Consider the following 15,260-nt stretch of genomic DNA (forward strand, 5'->3'; position numbering starts at 1 on the left):
GCAAGCGGATCTTTCCGTCGCCGCGACCGCCGTCCGGCCGGCTTCATTGGCGCATTGACATGCATTCCTTCATCGCCCTCATCGATTACGCGCTGCTCGGGCTCAGCACGGGCGGCGCATATGCGCTCGTTGCGCTCGGACTCGTGGCCGTCTATCGCGGCACCGGCGTGGTCAACTTCGCGCAAGGCGGCATCGGCATGGCCTCCGCCTACGCGTTCTGGAAACTGCATGCGCACGCGGGCGTACCGCTGTGGCCCGCGATCGGCCTCGGCATCGCGGCGGGCGTGACGATCAGCATCGCGTTTTACGCCTTCGTCGGGCGGCGTCTCGTGGGTGCGTCGACCACCACGAAAACGCTCGTCACGCTCGGTCTGCTGCTGATGCTCGAAGCGGCCGTGCGCATCGTCTGGACCAATCAGCAGGAGCGCGTGGACAGCTTTCTCGTCTCGGGCGGCACCACGCTGTTCGGCGCGCACGTGCAATATCTCGCGCTGGTGCTGCTGGCCACGGCAATCGCGCTGACCGTGCTGCTCACGCTGCTGTTCGAGCGCACGCGCTTCGGCCACGCCACCACGGCGCTACAGGACAGTCCGCTCGGCGCGCAGGCGCTCGGCTATTCGCCGCATCCGTGGGGCGCAGCCGCGTGGGGCATCAGCGGGCTGCTCGCGGCACTCGCGGGCATTCTGCTTTCGCCGATCACCGCGCTCAGCCCGAATTCGCTGAGCAGCCTCGTGATTCCCGCGCTGGGCGCGGCGCTGATCGCGGGCTTCCGGCGCTTCGGCGTCGCGCTCGTGGTGGCGCTCGCGGCGGGTGTGGCCGAATCGCTCGCCATCGGTCTGTCGATCGAGCCCGGACTCGGCAAGTCGATCCCCTATCTCGTCACGCTCGTCGCGCTCGTGGTGAGCGGGCGCAATCTGCCGGGACGCGGCACCTTCGACACGCCGCGCCTCTTTCGCGTCGGCAGCGGCCGCGTGAGTCCGTTCGGTCTCGCGCTCGCCGCGGCCACGCTCGCGGCGCTCGTCTACGCGCTGCCCGATTACTGGTCCGACACGCTCGCGCTCACCGCGATCTTCGCGCTGATCGGCCTCGCGGTCGTAGTCTCCACCGGCTACGCGGGCCAGGTGAGCCTGCTGCCGCTCGGGCTCGCGGGCGCGTCGGTGCTGTTCGCAGGCTGGCTCGGACAACACGGCGCGCCGTTCGGCGCGACGCTCGCGGGCACCGCGCTCGCAGCGGGCGCGGCGGGCTTCGCCATCGGTTTGCCGAGCGCGCGTCTGCGCGGCATCGGCCTGACGATCGCCACGCTCGCCCTCGCCGCCATCCTCGAAACGTGGGTCTTTACGTCCGACCGTTTCGTCAACGGCGTGCAAGGCTGGCGTCTCGGCGATGTCACGCTGTTCGGCGTCTCGTTCGACAACGCGCTCGATCCGCGCCGCTTCGCGCTGCTCGCGTGGGCCGTGACGGCGCTGGCCGCGCTCGCCGTGGCCGCCTTGCGACGCAGCCGTGCGGGCCGCCGCATTCTCGCGACGCGCTCGAACGAACGCGCCGCCGCCGCGTGCGGCGTGGCCGTGCCGCACGCGAAGATCGCGGCCTTCGTGCTTTCGGCCGCCCTGGCCGGACTCGCGGGCGCGCTGCTCGCGGCGCAGAGCGGCACGGTCGGCGGCCAGCGCTTCGGCGAAGGTTATGCATGGGCCGATTCGCTCGCGGTGCTCAGCATGGCCGTGCTCTCGGGCGCGGGCTATCTGTTCGGCGGCGTGCTCGCGGGCGTGTTCGCGCCGGGCGGCGCGCTCGCGCAACTGCTCTCGTTCGGCGGCACGATCAACGACTGGGTCGCGCTCGTGCTCGCGCTCAATCTGGTGTTCGTGCTGATCAGCGAACCCGATGGCGTGGTCGCGCAAATCCTGCGCGGCGTGGCGCATCTGCCCGAGACGTGGCGCAAGCCGCTTCGCGCGCTCGTGCAATGGCCGCGACGCGCGAGCCCGTCGCAGACGCTCGATGCGCGCGCGTTGCGCGAGCACCTGAGCGGCGCGCAATCCGATGCCTCGACTACCACCGCGACCGCCGCGCTCGAAGTCGAAGACTTGCGCGTGGCCTACGGCAACACCGTCGTGGTCGATGGCGTGAGCCTGCGCATCGCGCCGGGCGAAGTGCTCGGCGTGCTGGGCGCGAACGGCGCAGGCAAGAGCAGTCTCGTCGATGCGTTGACCGGCTTCGTCCCCGCGCGAGCGGGCCGCGTGTGCGTGCAAGGCGTCGACGTCACCGCGCTCGCGCCGCATCGCCGCGTTGCGTACGGCCTCACGCGCACGTTCCAGGACCATCTGCTGTTCGACGATTTGTCGGTGCGCGAAAATCTCGCAACCGCCGCCGAGCCGAAGGACGCCTGGGCGTGGTTCGCCGCGCCGTTCGGTCTCGCGCCGCGTCGTGCTGCGCATCGCTCGCGGGAGACGGTGCACGCGGCGGCCCAGGCCGCCGGCGTCGTCCACCATCTCGACGCCGCCGCCGACACACTCTCGCTCGGCTGGCAGGCCCGCGTGACGCTGGCCCGCGCGCTCGCCGCGCGGCCCCGCGTGCTCTGTCTCGACGAGCCCGCCGCCGCGCTGAGTCCCGAGGCGCGCCAGCATGCGATCGGCGTGATCCGGCGCGCGGCGCGCGAACTCGGCGTGGCGATCCTGCTGGTCGAGCACAACATCGACGTCGTGCTCGCCACCTGCGACGCCGCCATCGTCATGGATGCCGGGCGCGTGATCGCACACGGCACGCCCGCCGAGGTGCTGCGCCTGCCCGTCGTGCGCCGCGCCTATCTCGGCGATCCGCTCGATGCGGAGGAGATTGCCGCGATCGAACATGATCAGGATATCGAATCAATCGCGACGAATAAGGTTCGCAAGGGAGCCCTCGCATGAGCACGCCTGTACTGAGTCTGCGCGGGCTGCGCGCGGGCTATGGCCGCCGCCAGATCCTGCGCGACGTCACGCTCGACGTGCACGCGGGCCAGATCGTCGCGCTGCTCGGCCGCAACGGCGCGGGCAAGTCGACGACGTTGCTCGCCGTCGCGGGCTTCCTGCCGCAAGTCGAAGGCGAGATCCTGCTCGACGGCCAACCGCTCGCGGGCGCGCCGCATACGCGCGCGCGGCGCGGCACCGGCCTCGTCATCAAGGGTCGCAGCCTGTTTGCCTCGCTCACGGTCGCGGAAAACATGCGCCTCGCCGATCTCGCGCCCGACGCGCTGCTCGATATCTTCCCCGAACTCGAAGCGCGCCTGCACGTGCGCGCCGGGCAACTGAGCGGCGGCGAGCAGCAGATGGTGGCTGTGGCGCGTGCGCTGCTGCGCCGTCCGCGCGTGGTGCTGCTCGACGAACTCACGTTCGGCCTGAGCCCGGCGATGGCGCGCCGTCTCGTCGACGCCGTGGTCGAACGCGCGCGTCAGGACGGCACCGCCGTGCTCGCCGTCGAACAGCACATCCATATCGCCGAACGCATGGCGACGCACGCGGCCATCGTGGCCGAAGGCGTCGTGAAGCTGCATCTGCGCCGCGACGAACTGCTCGCGCGCGCCGAGGAAATCGAAGGGATCTATCTCGGTCACGCCGTCGATGTCTGAATCGCGCATCGACGCTCCCTCAACCCGTTCACTCTTATTGCTTCCGCCAGCATGAAATTACGCTTTCCCCGCCCTCGCGCGCTCGCGCTCGCCGTGGGTTTCGCGGCCGCCGCCTTCGGCACCGCCATCGATACGGCCACTGACGCCAACGCAGCCAACGCCGCCAACGCCGCCGATCAGCCGCCCGTGCTGGTCGGCTTCATCATCGCGCAGAGCGGCTCGCCGTTCGCCGTGACCGACCCGGGCCGCGTCGCACAGATTGCCGCACGCGCCGTCAACGACCAGGGCGGCATACACGGGCGCAAGCTCGTGGTCGAGATCTGCGATACCAAGGGCCAACCCGCCGCGAGCCTCGCCTGCGCGCGCCGGCTCGCCGACGAAGGCGCGATCACGCTGATCGGCGGCAGCAGCGCCAACGGCGTCGACAAGATCCTGCGCGCGAAGAACATGGCCGCGTGGTTCCCGATGGGCAGCGACCCGTCCGACGTGCGCAATCCGCTCTCGTTCATCACCGCGCTCAACGCGGCGGGCGCGGCGCAAGGCACGTATCTGGGCGCGAAACGCTTCGGCGCGAAGCGCGCGGTCTATGTCTCGATGCTCGGCAACAAGACCTATCAGCAGACGGCGCGCTTCGGTTATGCGCAGGCGGGCGTGAGCGACGTGCAGATCGTCGAGGTGCCGCCCGCGACCACCGACTTCGCGCCGTACATCGCGAAGATCAAGGCGCTCAAGCCCGATGTCTGGGGCGGCATGCTCTACCCGCCCGAACAGCAGACGCTGCTGGTCGAAGCCGCCGCGCAGCAGGGCCTGACGATTCCGTTCGTGAGCAGCAACAACGTGATCGAGGACGCGACCATCGCCGCGCTCAGCAAAGCGCCGTTCCCGAATTCGCTCGCGCTCGAAAAAGGCGAGGACGCGAAGCGCTTTCCGACCTGGGCCGAATACGAGCGCCAGCTCGCGCAATACGACCCGCATCACGACGTGAAAGGCCCGACCGACGGCTCGACCACGACCGACTGGCTCGCCGTGTGGACCTTCGCGCAGATCGCCCGCAAGCTGCCCAACGTGACCGTCGACAGCTTCCGCAACTACGTCACGAACGACAAGCAGTTCACGACCGACGTGCTGCATCCGATCGACTTCACGGCCGTCGCGCCGGTCGAAGGCATGCCGCGCCAGGAAAACATCTGGGCCTACGCGGGCCACGTGCAGGACGGCCACGAAGTGGTCGACGACGCGGTGCCGTACAGCGCCTGGCAGAAAACGCCGGTGCAGGCCTGGAGCAAACAACAGATCGCGGAGGCAACCGGAAAATGAGCGAATACTCGCATTCGGACGGCGCACGTCGTCCGCTGATTTACAACGCGTTCGCGCACGTCACGCCGAACCATCATAGCCACGGTTTCTGGCGTCATCCCGAGGGTCAGCATCAGCTCGATTTCCACAAGCTCGGACCGTGGATCGAGCTTGCGAAAACGGCCGAGCGCGGCTGCTTCGACGTGGTGTTTCTCGCCGACGTCGCGGGCCTGTATGAAACGTCGAGCGGACAATGGCAGCAGGCCGCGCGCACCGGCATGCAGTTTCCCTCGCACGATCCGGCCGCGCTCGTGTCCGCGCTCGCGGCGGCCACGAACGATATCGGCTTCGCGGTCACGAGTTCGGTGATTCAGGAGCATCCGTTCAGCTTCGCGCGCAAGCTCTCGACGCTCGATCATCTGAGCGAGGGCCGCGTGGCCTGGAACATCGTCACGTCTTATCTCGACAACACCGCGCGCAATTACGGTTTCGACAAATTGCCGCCGCACGACGAGCGCTACGTTTGGGGCGAGGAATACGCCGAGGTGGCGTACAAGCTCTGGGAAGCGAGCTGGGAAGACGGCGCGTGGGTCGCCGACGCCGCGCGCGACACGCTCGTCGATCCCGCGCGCCTGCATGCGATCGATCACGTGGGCGCGCGTTATCGCGTGGCCGGTCCGCATCTCGTGCGGACCTCGCCGCAACGCACGCCGGTGCTGTTTCAGGCGGGCTCGTCGGAAGCGGGCCGCGACTTCGCCGCGCGTCACGCCGAGGTGACGTTCCTGCCTTCGCGCACGCCCGAAAGCGCCGCCAACGATCTCGCCGATCTGCGCCGCCGCGCCGTGGCGGCCGGCCGTCACGCCGAGGATATCCGCGCGATCGTCATGCTCTCGCCCGTGATCGGCAGCACCGAAGCCGAAGCGAAGGCGCGCCGCGCCGAGATCCTCGACTCGTTCAGCCTCGACGCGCTCGCAGTGTTCTGGAGCGGCGGCATCGGCGTCGATCTCACCACCATCGATCCGGCCACGCCGCTCACCGAACTGCGCGAGCAGAACGGCACGCGCGGCAGCGTGCGCGCGTTCATCGACGCCGCGCCGCAAGGCGTGGTCACGTTCGGCGACGCCTTGCGCAAGACCATCTCCGCGCAGTTCGCGGGCACGCCCGAACAGATCGCCGACGAAGTCGAGCGCTGGGCCGCCGCGGGCGTCGCGGGCTTCAACGTCGTGCCGGTCACAACGCTCGGCTGGTGGAGCGAGTTCGTCGATCACGTCGTGCCCGTGCTGCAAAAGCGCGGCCTGATGCAGCGCGAGTACGCGCCCGGCACGTTGCGCGAAAAACTGTTCCGCGACGGCCCGCATCTGCCCGACCGTCATCCGGCGCGACGTCTGCGGCCGTGGGCCGGGAAGCAGGCCGCTGCGCTTTCCGCATCGCTTGCCTGAACTTGCATGAATCACGCACCCAACCGACCGAGGATTTCATCGACATGAGCCAAGACCGCACCGCGCCGCTGCCGCCCGGCATCGTCACCGGCCCCGCCTGGGGCGAGCCGCTGCCCGGCAGCTACGCGCAAGCCGCCGCGCCGTTCCGGCCGCTGTTCGCGCGCATTCGCGAGCACGCCGCCGCGCGCGAGACCGAACGCAGCTTGCCCTACGAAGCCCTCGAATGGCTGCGCGAGGCGCGCCTCACCGCCGCGCGCGTGCCGCGCGAGCACGGCGGACTCGGCCTGAGCCTGCCGGAATTCTTCGAATTGCTGATCGAATTATCGGAAGCGGAATCGAATCTCACCCAGGCGCTGCGCGCGCATTTCGGTTTCGTCGAGCACATTCTCGCGAGCGATCCCGAGCGTCAGGCGCGCTGGTTCGCGCGTCTCGCGAACGGCGCGATCGCGGGCGCGGCGTGGTCCGAAACCGGCGAGGCGAAGCAGGCGCAGTTCTCGACGCGCCTCACGCGCACGCCCGATGGCTGGCGCTTGAACGGCACGAAGTTCTACACGACGGGCTCGCTGTTCGCCGACTGGATTCACGTCGGCGCGAGCGACGAAAACGGCGAATCCGTTTCGCTGACGATCGACCGGCGCGCGCCGGGCGTGGACGTGATCGACGATTGGGACGGCATGGGCCAGCGCCTCACGGCGAGCGGCACGAGCCGCTTCAGCGACGTGCCGGTCGAAGAACACGAGATCGTCGCCGGGCGCGCGCCCTTCGCGTATTCCGAGGCCTACTATCAGCTCGTGCATCTGGCCACGCTCGCGGGCATCAACCGCGCGGCGGCCAACGAAGCGGCGGCGCTGGTCGCGGCGCGCACGCGCAGTTACAGCCACGCGCCGGCCGCGCGTCCCGCCGACGACGCTCAGGTGTTGCAGGTGATCGGCCGCGTGCGCGCGCATGCGTGGACCGCGAGCGCGGCGGTTGCGCAAGCGGCGCGCGCGCTCGAACGCGCCGAGCGCGCCGTGGGCCAGGCGCACGAAGCCGCCGCGATCGCCGAAGCCGAAATCGAAATCTGGCAGGCACAAACCGTGGTGTCGCAACTCGTGCTGGACGCAACGGCGAATGTATTCGACGCGCTTGGCGCATCGGCGACATTGCGCCCGCAGGCGCTCGATCGTCACTGGCGCAACGCGCGCACGATCACGTCGCACAATCCGCGCATCTATAAAGATCGGATCGTGGGCGAGTTCGCGGTGAAGGGCACACTGCCCGCGGGGCAATGGCGGATCGGCGTCGCCGGTTAAGGTGAACGACATGGCGACGCGGCCTGGGTCGCGCCGCCGTTCGTCATCGAGCGACGATCAGAAGCGCGTGCGCAGCCCCACGGTCGCGACCACCTGCGTCGCGGTCGACGACGCGCCGCCCGCCGTATCGATGAACGCCACGTAGCGATGCCCCGATACGTGCTGATAGATCCCTTCGAGATACACGTCGGTCCGCTTCGAGAACGAATAGACCAGTTGCGCGTCGGCCTGCTGCCACTTCGGATCGCTGCCGTAGGTGCGGCTCTGCGAAACATGGCCGTCGGTGTAAACGTAAGCGAGACCGAGCGAGAGGTGATTCGCGAGCGGATATTGGCCGTTGAGTTCGTAGTTGTCGAAGCGCACGTCGCCGCCCGCCGAGCCGAACGCCGTGCTGCCTTCGAACTCGCTATGCGTGTAGACGAACGCGAGCGATGCGCCGTCCGACGCATAACGAATCGCGCCCGCCGCCACGCGCTGCACCGCCGCCGACAAGGTGAAGCCCCCGACGCCGTTGCCCGACGATTCGCTGACGTCGACCGCGCCCGTGCTCGTGCTGCCCGCGCGGTCGATCTGCAGATAACCCGCGCCCACGCTCAGCGGTCCTTGCGTGTAGCGTGCGCCCGCGCTCCATGCGCGGTTCTCGTTGAAGTCGGTGTCGTTGGAGAATGCGTAGAGACCGCCGAATTGCAGACCCGCGAAATTCGGGCTCGCGTATTTGACGGCGTTGCTGAAGCGCAGCGAATCGGCGAGATTATCGTTGTCGAACGGGTGCGCGAAACTCGTCTTGCCGAACGAACCTGCTTCGGCCGAGAGCGGCGCAACGTAATCGATCACCGAATCGTATTGACGACCCACGGCGGCGAAACCATAGCGGTCGCTCGCGAGACCGACCCACGCTTCGCGGCCGAACAGACGATTGTCCTGGCTGAGCTTGCCGTTCTGCACATTGAAGCCGTTTTCGAGCACGAACAGCGCGGTGACACCGTCGCCGAGCGATTCGCGTCCGCGAATGCCGAAACGGCTGCCGTTGATGTTGCCGCTGGTGGCCTGGACGAGCGCGCCGCTATTGCCGGACTTGCTCACGTTGTTGGTGTACATGAGACCGGCGTCGATCATGCCGTAGAGCGTGACCGAGTTCTGGGCGAAGGCGTGCGATGAGAGCAGCGCGGCGGTCAATGCGCCGAGCCATGTTGTAGTTTTCAAGCGAAACCCCTAAAGCGTGTATCAAGCCTTGCGGTGTGCAAGGTCTGATCGATGCTAGGGAGGGGCTATCGCTTTTCTAACGCATCATTTAATCGAAGCTCTTTGCGCGCTTTTTGCAATGCATTTCACGCTGCCGGGATAGCGTTTTTCATGCGTGAAGCGCACTACGTTGCGTGCGCAAAACGCGTTATGCATCAGGCGTTTCGCGGCGCGGCGCAAAACCGAATTCCGCAATGGGCACGCATGTCAATCGCCGCGCGCTCGCGCATTATTCAGCTTCTATCAAGTTTGTTTTCCGCTTTGCATGTGGCGCGATTGAAACGTTGATTGAAACGTTGATTGAAACGCCGGACACGCTGATACGTTCAGGCCGTCGCTTCCGCCACCACGCCGCCAACGCTGAGAAAGGCGTCGTCGGGACAAAACACATAACCGTCGCGATAACGCGTCTGAATATATTGACGGCCGCACGGCGACAAGCCCAGCAACTTGCGCAGACGAAACACGATCACGTCGAGACTGCGCGCATGCAATTGCGAATTGCGATCGAGCTGGCTCAGAATGCGCTCGCGCGACAGCGGACGCATGCGGTTCGCGGCGAACACCGTCAGCACCGCCAGCGCGAGCGGCGGCGCGGGAATGCGCGAGCCGTTCTTGAACAGCTGATTGTCGATGGCATCGAGTTCGAAGCCGTCGAATTCGTAGCGCGCCTTTTTCGGCGGCGCATCGGGCAGGTCGATCTTGCAGCGCAGCGCGTGGCGCATGCGTGCGAGCAACTCGCGCGGATCGAACGGATCGACGAGGTAATCGTTGGCGCCCAGTTCGAAGGCCAGCACCTTGTCGGCCACATCGGCGCTTTCGCTCACGATGATCACCGGCACCGCATGCCCGCATTCGCGCAGACTGCGCAGCGCGGCGATGCCGTTGCAGTCGCGCGTGTCGTGACGCATCAGGATCAGCGAGGGCATCTCGCGCGCGAGGCGCTGTTCCAGCCCCTTGGTGCCGTACAGCACCGACATGGTGATCTGCTGACGTTGCAGATAACTGCGCAGATTGTCGCGGTAACCCTCATCGGGTTCCACCACCAGCACATGAATGTCCATCGATCTGTCCCCCACTAGGTGAAGCTGAAAGCAACTGAGGAACCACGCGCTGGGACCCAGCAGCCGCGATTCGACGAGGGTGGATCATACGGAACAAAAGTGCAGGAAAAAGACGGGAAAACTGGAGAAAATGTGAATTCGCATCCTCAATGCGGCGCTCGCTGCCCGCTTCGGGGAAAATAGCGGCTATCGAATCGAATATACCGATTAAGCCAATTACACCGTTCAGACCGTCATTGCGACGGACGCGATCCGGCCTCGCCGATCCGTCCCCGCCGGGCCTCCCATGAAAGCCAGCATCACGTCCAAACTCTTTCTCGCGATTCTTTCGGCCTGCGTCCTGGTCGCCGTGGCGATGGGCGTCGCGATCCGCACGAGTTTCGAGTTCGGCTTCATCGACTTCCTGCAGGAGCAAAGCGCCGCCGACCAGGCCGCGCTGGAGCGCGAACTGGTGGCGGCGTACGCCGAGCACGGCAACTGGGATTTCGCACGCGCGAAGTATGCGCAGCAGGGGCCGTTCGACGGCGGCCCGCCGCCGGGCGAGCCGCCCGCGCAAGGCGGGCCTGGCGGTCCTGGCGGACCCGGTGGTCCTGACGGCCCCGGCGCGGCCGGTGGCCCTGGCGGCCCGGGCTGGCCGCCGCCCGCCGACTTCCGCGGCAACGCCAGTCGCGACAACAGCGACAACCGCGGCGCGCCGCCCGGCGGCCCCGATTTCGACGACCACATGCGTCCGCACCGGCCGCCGTTTGCGCTCTACGACGCACACCAGAAGCTCATCGTGAGTTCGGGCCCGCCGGCGCCGCCCGACGCCGAACGCCGTCCGCTCAGATTCAACGGCCAGATCGTCGGCTATGTGGCCGTGGCCAGCCCGATCTCGCTGATCAATCAGGCCGAGAAGCGTTTCAAGAACCGCCAGTTGCAAGCGACGTGGATCATCGTGGGCTTCACGGCGCTGCTGTCCGCGGCCATCTCGATCGTGCTCGCGCGCACGCTGCTCACGCCGATCAAGCGCATCGTCACGGCCACGCACCGGCTCGCGGGCGGCGACTACGCCACGCGCGTGCCCGCCAACGGCAGCGACGAACTGCAAATGCTCGCCAACGACTTCAACCGGCTCGCAGCCTCGCTGGAGAAAGCCGAGGGCGACCGGCGCGATTTCATCGCCGACGTCTCGCACGAATTGCGCACGCCGCTCTCAGTGCTGCGCGGCGAACTCGAAGCCATCGAGGACGGCGTGCGCCGTCCCGACGCGGCCACCATCGCCTCGTTGCAGGCCGAAGTCGCCATGCTGAGCCAGCTGATCGACGACCTCTACGAACTCTCGCTCGCCGACATCGGCCAGCTCTCGTTCGAAACGGTGCCGCTCGACCTCGTGCCGATCGTGGAGGCGTCGTGCGACGCGTTCCGCGAGCGTCTGGCGGCCAAGCAGATCGCGCTCGAATTCGACCCCGGTCCCGGCCACGCCACGCTCTCGGGCGACCCGTACCGTCTCACGCAACTCTGGAAAAACCTGCTGGAAAACGCGCTGCGCTATACGAATGCCGGCGGCCGCGTGGTCGTGGCGATCAGCGCCGACGACGAGCACGTGCACGTCGACTTCCAGGATTCGTTCCCGCCCGTGCCCGCCCCGCTGCTGCCGCATCTGTTCGACCGCTTCTTCCGCGTCGATCCTTCGCGCAGCCGGCAAAGCGGCGGCGCGGGCCTCGGTCTCGCGCTCTGCAAACGCATCGTGGAGACCCACGGCGGAACCATCGAGGCGTCGCGCTCGCCCATCGGCGGCCTGCGCGTCCTCGTCCAACTTCCTCGCCTGTACACACAATGATCGAACCGACCACACGGCCTTCCGTCCTGATCGTCGAAGACGAACCCAAGCTCGCGGCCCTGCTCGCCGACTATCTGGCCAAGGAAGATTTCGCGACCCACATCCTCGCGGATGGCCGCGCCGTCGTGCCTTATGTGCGCGAGCACGCGCCCTCGATGGTGCTGCTCGACCTGATGCTGCCTGGCCGCAGCGGACTCGAAGTGTGCCGCGAATTGCGCACGTTTTCGCCGGTGCCGGTGATGATCATCACCGCGCGTGTGGATGAAATCGACCGCCTGCTGGGCCTCGAACTGGGCGCGGACGATTACGTCTGCAAGCCGTTCAGCCCGCGCGAAGTGGTGGCGCGCGTGAAGGCGATCCTGCGCCGCGCGGAACTGTTCGCGCGCGCGCAGCAGGAAGAGACGGGGGACATGCCTTCGCCGTTTTCGATCGACGTGACGCAACATGCGGCTCGGCTCGACGGCAAGGAACTGCATCTCACGCCGATCGAATTCCGCCTGCTCGCGCTGCTGCATGCGGGCGCGGGGCGTATTTACGCGCGCGATTATCTGCTGCGTGCGCTCTATGACGATCATCGCGTGGTCGCCGACCGCACGATCGATTCGCATGTGAAGAATCTGCGCCGCAAGATCCAGGGCATTCGTCCCGATCAGGACATGGTGCGCTCGATTTACGGCGTCGGGTATCGGCTCGAACTGGTGCCGGTGAACGACTGATTCGCGTGATGCGCGCGATTGATTTGCGCGTTTAATTTGCGCGTTTAATTTGCGCGTTCAATTCAATTTACACGATTGATGCGCACGCATCAATCGTCGCATTCATCGCTTGATTCAAGCCTCGCTTTTCGCCATCCGCGCAAACGCGGACAACACGCGCGCACAGGTCAGCGACTCGCGCCAGAAACGCTCCTTGAGCCGCCCCGTCGGCACCCATTGCCACGGCAGCACCACTTGCGCGTTGCCCCACGCCGGACGCCAGCGCTGCGCGACCGCGCGGCGTCGGAACAGGCTCAGCGTGGGAATGTCGAGATTGGCCGCGAGATGGCCCACGCCCGAATCGTTGCCGATGAACCAGCCGCTTTCGTAAAGCCAGCGCGCGAGGCCGTCGAGATTCTCGAAGGTATGCACCGCGAAACGGCCGAGCAGCGGCCCGATCCAGCGATTGAGTTCGTCGGGCGACATCACGAACGCCACCTCGTAGCCCTGACGTTCGAGACGGCGCGCGAGCCGCAGAAAACGGCGCGGCAGCCAGCGCTTGTCGGCGGTGCTCGCCTCCGGATGGATCACCACGCGGCGCGGGTGGCGGCGATGCTGCAAGCCGGGCGGCGGCACGATGTCGTTGTGCGTGCTGACGTCGGGCACGCCGAATTCGCGGCTGCAAAACTCCGCGAAGCGCTGCGCCATCGGGCGATTCTGCGCGTCCTCCGTGATCGCTTCGACGTAGTGCACGTGCGGATGCAGCGCGTCGATGTCGGGCACCGGCTGATGCGAATGCATCTGCAGCACCACGTCCCACGCTTCGAGCACCGCGCCGAGTTGCTTCTGATCCGGCAGCGGACGGATATCGACATCGGGAAACCAGTCGCGCAGCGCATGCGCGGCGCGCCCGAACACCGCGACCACGATCCCGTGCCGCTGCAGATTGCGCACGATCACCATCAGCAGCAGCGTGTCGCCCAGCGCGTTCGACGCCATGACCGCCACGCGGCGGCCGGTATCCGGCACGGCCTTCATGCGAGCCCCTCCCGCAACTGCTCGAAGGCTTTCGCCACGCGCGCGACCGAGAGCGTGTATTTCCAGTAGCGTTCGCGCAGGCGTCCGGTCGGCAGGAAGCGGCCGACCACCACGCGTCCCGCGCCCCAGCCCGGCTGCCACGTACGCGCGAGACCGCGCCGCATGAACAGCGAAAGCGTGGGCACCTGGAGGTTCGAGGCGAGATGGCCGATGCCCGAATCGTTGCCGATGAACCAGCCCGATTCGTAGAGAAAAGCGGCGACGGTATCGACCGAGCCGAGCTTCGGCAACTCGATGCCGTATGCCTCGACATAGGCCCACGCCTCGCGTTCTTCGGGCGCGACGATGAATTGCGGACTGAAACCGAGCTTGCGCAGCCGCATCGCGAGCCGCACGAAGCGCGAGGGCAGCCAGCATTTGTCGCGCGTGCTCGCGGTCGGATGAATCGCGACGCGATTGGCGTACTTGCGATGCTGCAAATGCGCGGGCGCGACCATGCCATTGCTCTTGCCCGCCGTAGCCAGGCCGAGTTCGTCGCGGCTGAACTGCATGAGGCGCTCGGCCATCGATTTCGGCGAACGCGCGCGGCAGGTCGAATCGAGCAGCACGACGTCGGGATGACGCAGCGCCTGCGCATCGAGCGGCCGGTCGGGATGCATCTGGATCACGCGATCGAACGACGCCAGCGCGTCGGGCGCGGTCTCGCGCGTGAGCGCGGGCCGGATATCGACATCGGGGAACCACGCCGCGAGTTCGCTCGCATGCGTGCCGAACACAGTGGCGGACACACCGCTCGCCTGCAGATTGCGCACGACGATCATCGTCAGAAGGGAGTCGCCGAGCGCCGGAGACAGGACCACGGCCACGCAGGAGGCCGGCTGCAAAACTCGCATCGCAATTCCAGTCGGAACGGCACCGGCGGCGCTGGACTGGCGGCCGTCGCACTCCGCCCCGCAGAGTTAGACAAGAACGGGCGCGAGCTTAGCCTGCCGAAATATTCGATCGGTTACATGAAAGTTACGAGGGATAACGCTGTAAGGATTGGGTTTTCACGCATGGCATCGGCCGCATGGCATGCGCCGCTTGACGGCGCAACCTTGCGCGCGGGACCGCGCCGCGATGACGCGACACGCCGCGAAACCTGCATGTAGCTTACTGAAATATGCATTAAGAAAAACCACGCCGCGCGTAACCTGGCCGCGCGCGCGATGGTCTATCGTGGCGCCATCGAATCAAGCAGGCTGCCCGCGATGTCCACTTCCTTTATCTCGATCCGTGAACACGCCACGTCATGCGCCACCTCGTGCGCGACATCGCGCGCCACGCAAACGGCGGGAGCGCGCACGCATGGCTGAGGACATCACGGCGGTCCTGCGCAAGATCAGTTCGGCCGATCTGAGCGCGGACGGCGAATTCCTGCTGATCCACGACGGCAACGCCACGGCCGCGCTGCACCGTTCGGTGTTCAACGACCTGCTCGTCGCGCTGCCCAATGCGATGGAGAAAATCCAGCGCATCGAGAAGACGCCCGCGCCTTCGTTCACCGTCATGCACGCGCGCGGCTGCGAGATCGGCCGGCTCGACGGCACGCGCCATCTCGTGATCCGCTTCCGGCTGTCGATGACGGCCGGTCTGTCGTTCGCCGTGCCGTGCGAGCAGATTCCCGGCATCGTCGAAGCGCTCGAAAGCGCGGCCGACCACGAAGCCGCGTTGTCCCGCTCGACGTGGCTGCAATGAGCCGGCCACAACGCGGCACGCGATAGGCGGCCCCGTC

General features: G+C 67.1%; 12 protein-coding genes. 8 read left to right on the forward strand and 4 right to left on the reverse strand.

All coding sequences use genetic code 11. The features are described 5' to 3' along the window. Positions 1–59: 59 nt before the first annotated feature. The 5 genes from BMY06_RS28045 to BMY06_RS28065 are packed head-to-tail and all read left to right on the forward strand — an operon-like array spanning position 60 to position 7,625. Positions 60–2,900, forward strand: a complete 2,841-nt coding sequence (locus BMY06_RS28045; protein WP_074986581.1) for an ABC transporter permease subunit — start codon at positions 60–62, stop codon at positions 2,898–2,900. Beyond that, positions 2,897–3,598, forward strand: coding sequence for an ABC transporter ATP-binding protein (locus BMY06_RS28050; RefSeq protein ID WP_065057824.1), 702 nt, complete (start codon positions 2,897–2,899; stop codon positions 3,596–3,598). The genes BMY06_RS28045 and BMY06_RS28050 overlap by 4 nt, the downstream gene beginning before the upstream one ends. A 51-nt stretch (positions 3,599–3,649) precedes the next feature. After that, positions 3,650–4,915, forward strand: a complete 1,266-nt coding sequence (locus BMY06_RS28055) for an ABC transporter substrate-binding protein (protein ID WP_080180325.1) — start codon at positions 3,650–3,652, stop codon at positions 4,913–4,915. Continuing rightward, positions 4,912–6,333 (forward strand): NtaA/DmoA family FMN-dependent monooxygenase, encoded by a 1,422-nt coding sequence (locus tag BMY06_RS28060; RefSeq protein ID WP_074986585.1) that lies wholly within the window; start codon positions 4,912–4,914, stop codon positions 6,331–6,333. The genes BMY06_RS28055 and BMY06_RS28060 overlap by 4 nt, the downstream gene beginning before the upstream one ends. Positions 6,334–6,377: 44 nt before the next feature. After that, a complete protein-coding gene (locus tag BMY06_RS28065; RefSeq protein ID WP_074986632.1) occupies positions 6,378–7,625 on the forward strand; it encodes an acyl-CoA dehydrogenase family protein in 1,248 nt (415 codons plus the stop codon). Between the two features lie 57 nt (positions 7,626–7,682). On the opposite strand, the gene BMY06_RS28070 is transcribed toward BMY06_RS28065, so the two are convergent. Continuing rightward, on the reverse strand, positions 7,683–8,828 hold the full coding sequence (locus tag BMY06_RS28070; RefSeq protein WP_074986587.1) for a porin: 1,146 nt from the start codon (positions 8,826–8,828) through the stop codon (positions 7,683–7,685). Between the two features lie 365 nt (positions 8,829–9,193). Continuing rightward, complete coding sequence (locus BMY06_RS28075) at positions 9,194–9,931, reverse strand: response regulator (RefSeq protein WP_065057820.1); 738 nt, start codon at positions 9,929–9,931, stop codon at positions 9,194–9,196. A 286-nt stretch (positions 9,932–10,217) separates the two neighbouring features. Between BMY06_RS28075 and BMY06_RS28080 the strand changes: the two genes are divergently transcribed. Further along, entirely contained in the window at positions 10,218–11,753 is a 1,536-nt protein-coding gene (locus BMY06_RS28080) for an ATP-binding protein (protein WP_074986589.1), read from the forward strand. Further along, on the forward strand, positions 11,750–12,469 hold the full coding sequence (locus BMY06_RS28085; RefSeq protein ID WP_065057818.1) for a response regulator: 720 nt from the start codon (positions 11,750–11,752) through the stop codon (positions 12,467–12,469). Before BMY06_RS28080 ends, BMY06_RS28085 begins: the two co-directional genes overlap by 4 nt. A gap of 114 nt (positions 12,470–12,583) precedes the next feature. Here BMY06_RS28085 and BMY06_RS28090 read toward each other — a convergent pair whose 3' ends face one another. Then, positions 12,584–13,486, reverse strand: coding sequence for a glycosyltransferase family 9 protein (locus tag BMY06_RS28090; protein ID WP_074986591.1), 903 nt, complete (start codon positions 13,484–13,486; stop codon positions 12,584–12,586). Continuing rightward, entirely contained in the window at positions 13,483–14,379 is an 897-nt protein-coding gene (locus BMY06_RS28095) for a glycosyltransferase family 9 protein (protein WP_074986593.1), read from the reverse strand. The genes BMY06_RS28090 and BMY06_RS28095 overlap by 4 nt, the downstream gene beginning before the upstream one ends. Before the next feature lie 454 nt (positions 14,380–14,833). Between BMY06_RS28095 and BMY06_RS28100 the strand changes: the two genes are divergently transcribed. Further along, positions 14,834–15,223, forward strand: coding sequence for a hypothetical protein (locus tag BMY06_RS28100; protein ID WP_065057815.1), 390 nt, complete (start codon positions 14,834–14,836; stop codon positions 15,221–15,223). The last annotated feature ends 37 nt before the right edge of the window (positions 15,224–15,260 follow it).

Origin of the sequence: Paraburkholderia tropica, assembly GCF_900109265.1 — a bacterium.
Lineage (GTDB): Bacteria > Pseudomonadota > Gammaproteobacteria > Burkholderiales > Burkholderiaceae > Paraburkholderia > Paraburkholderia tropica.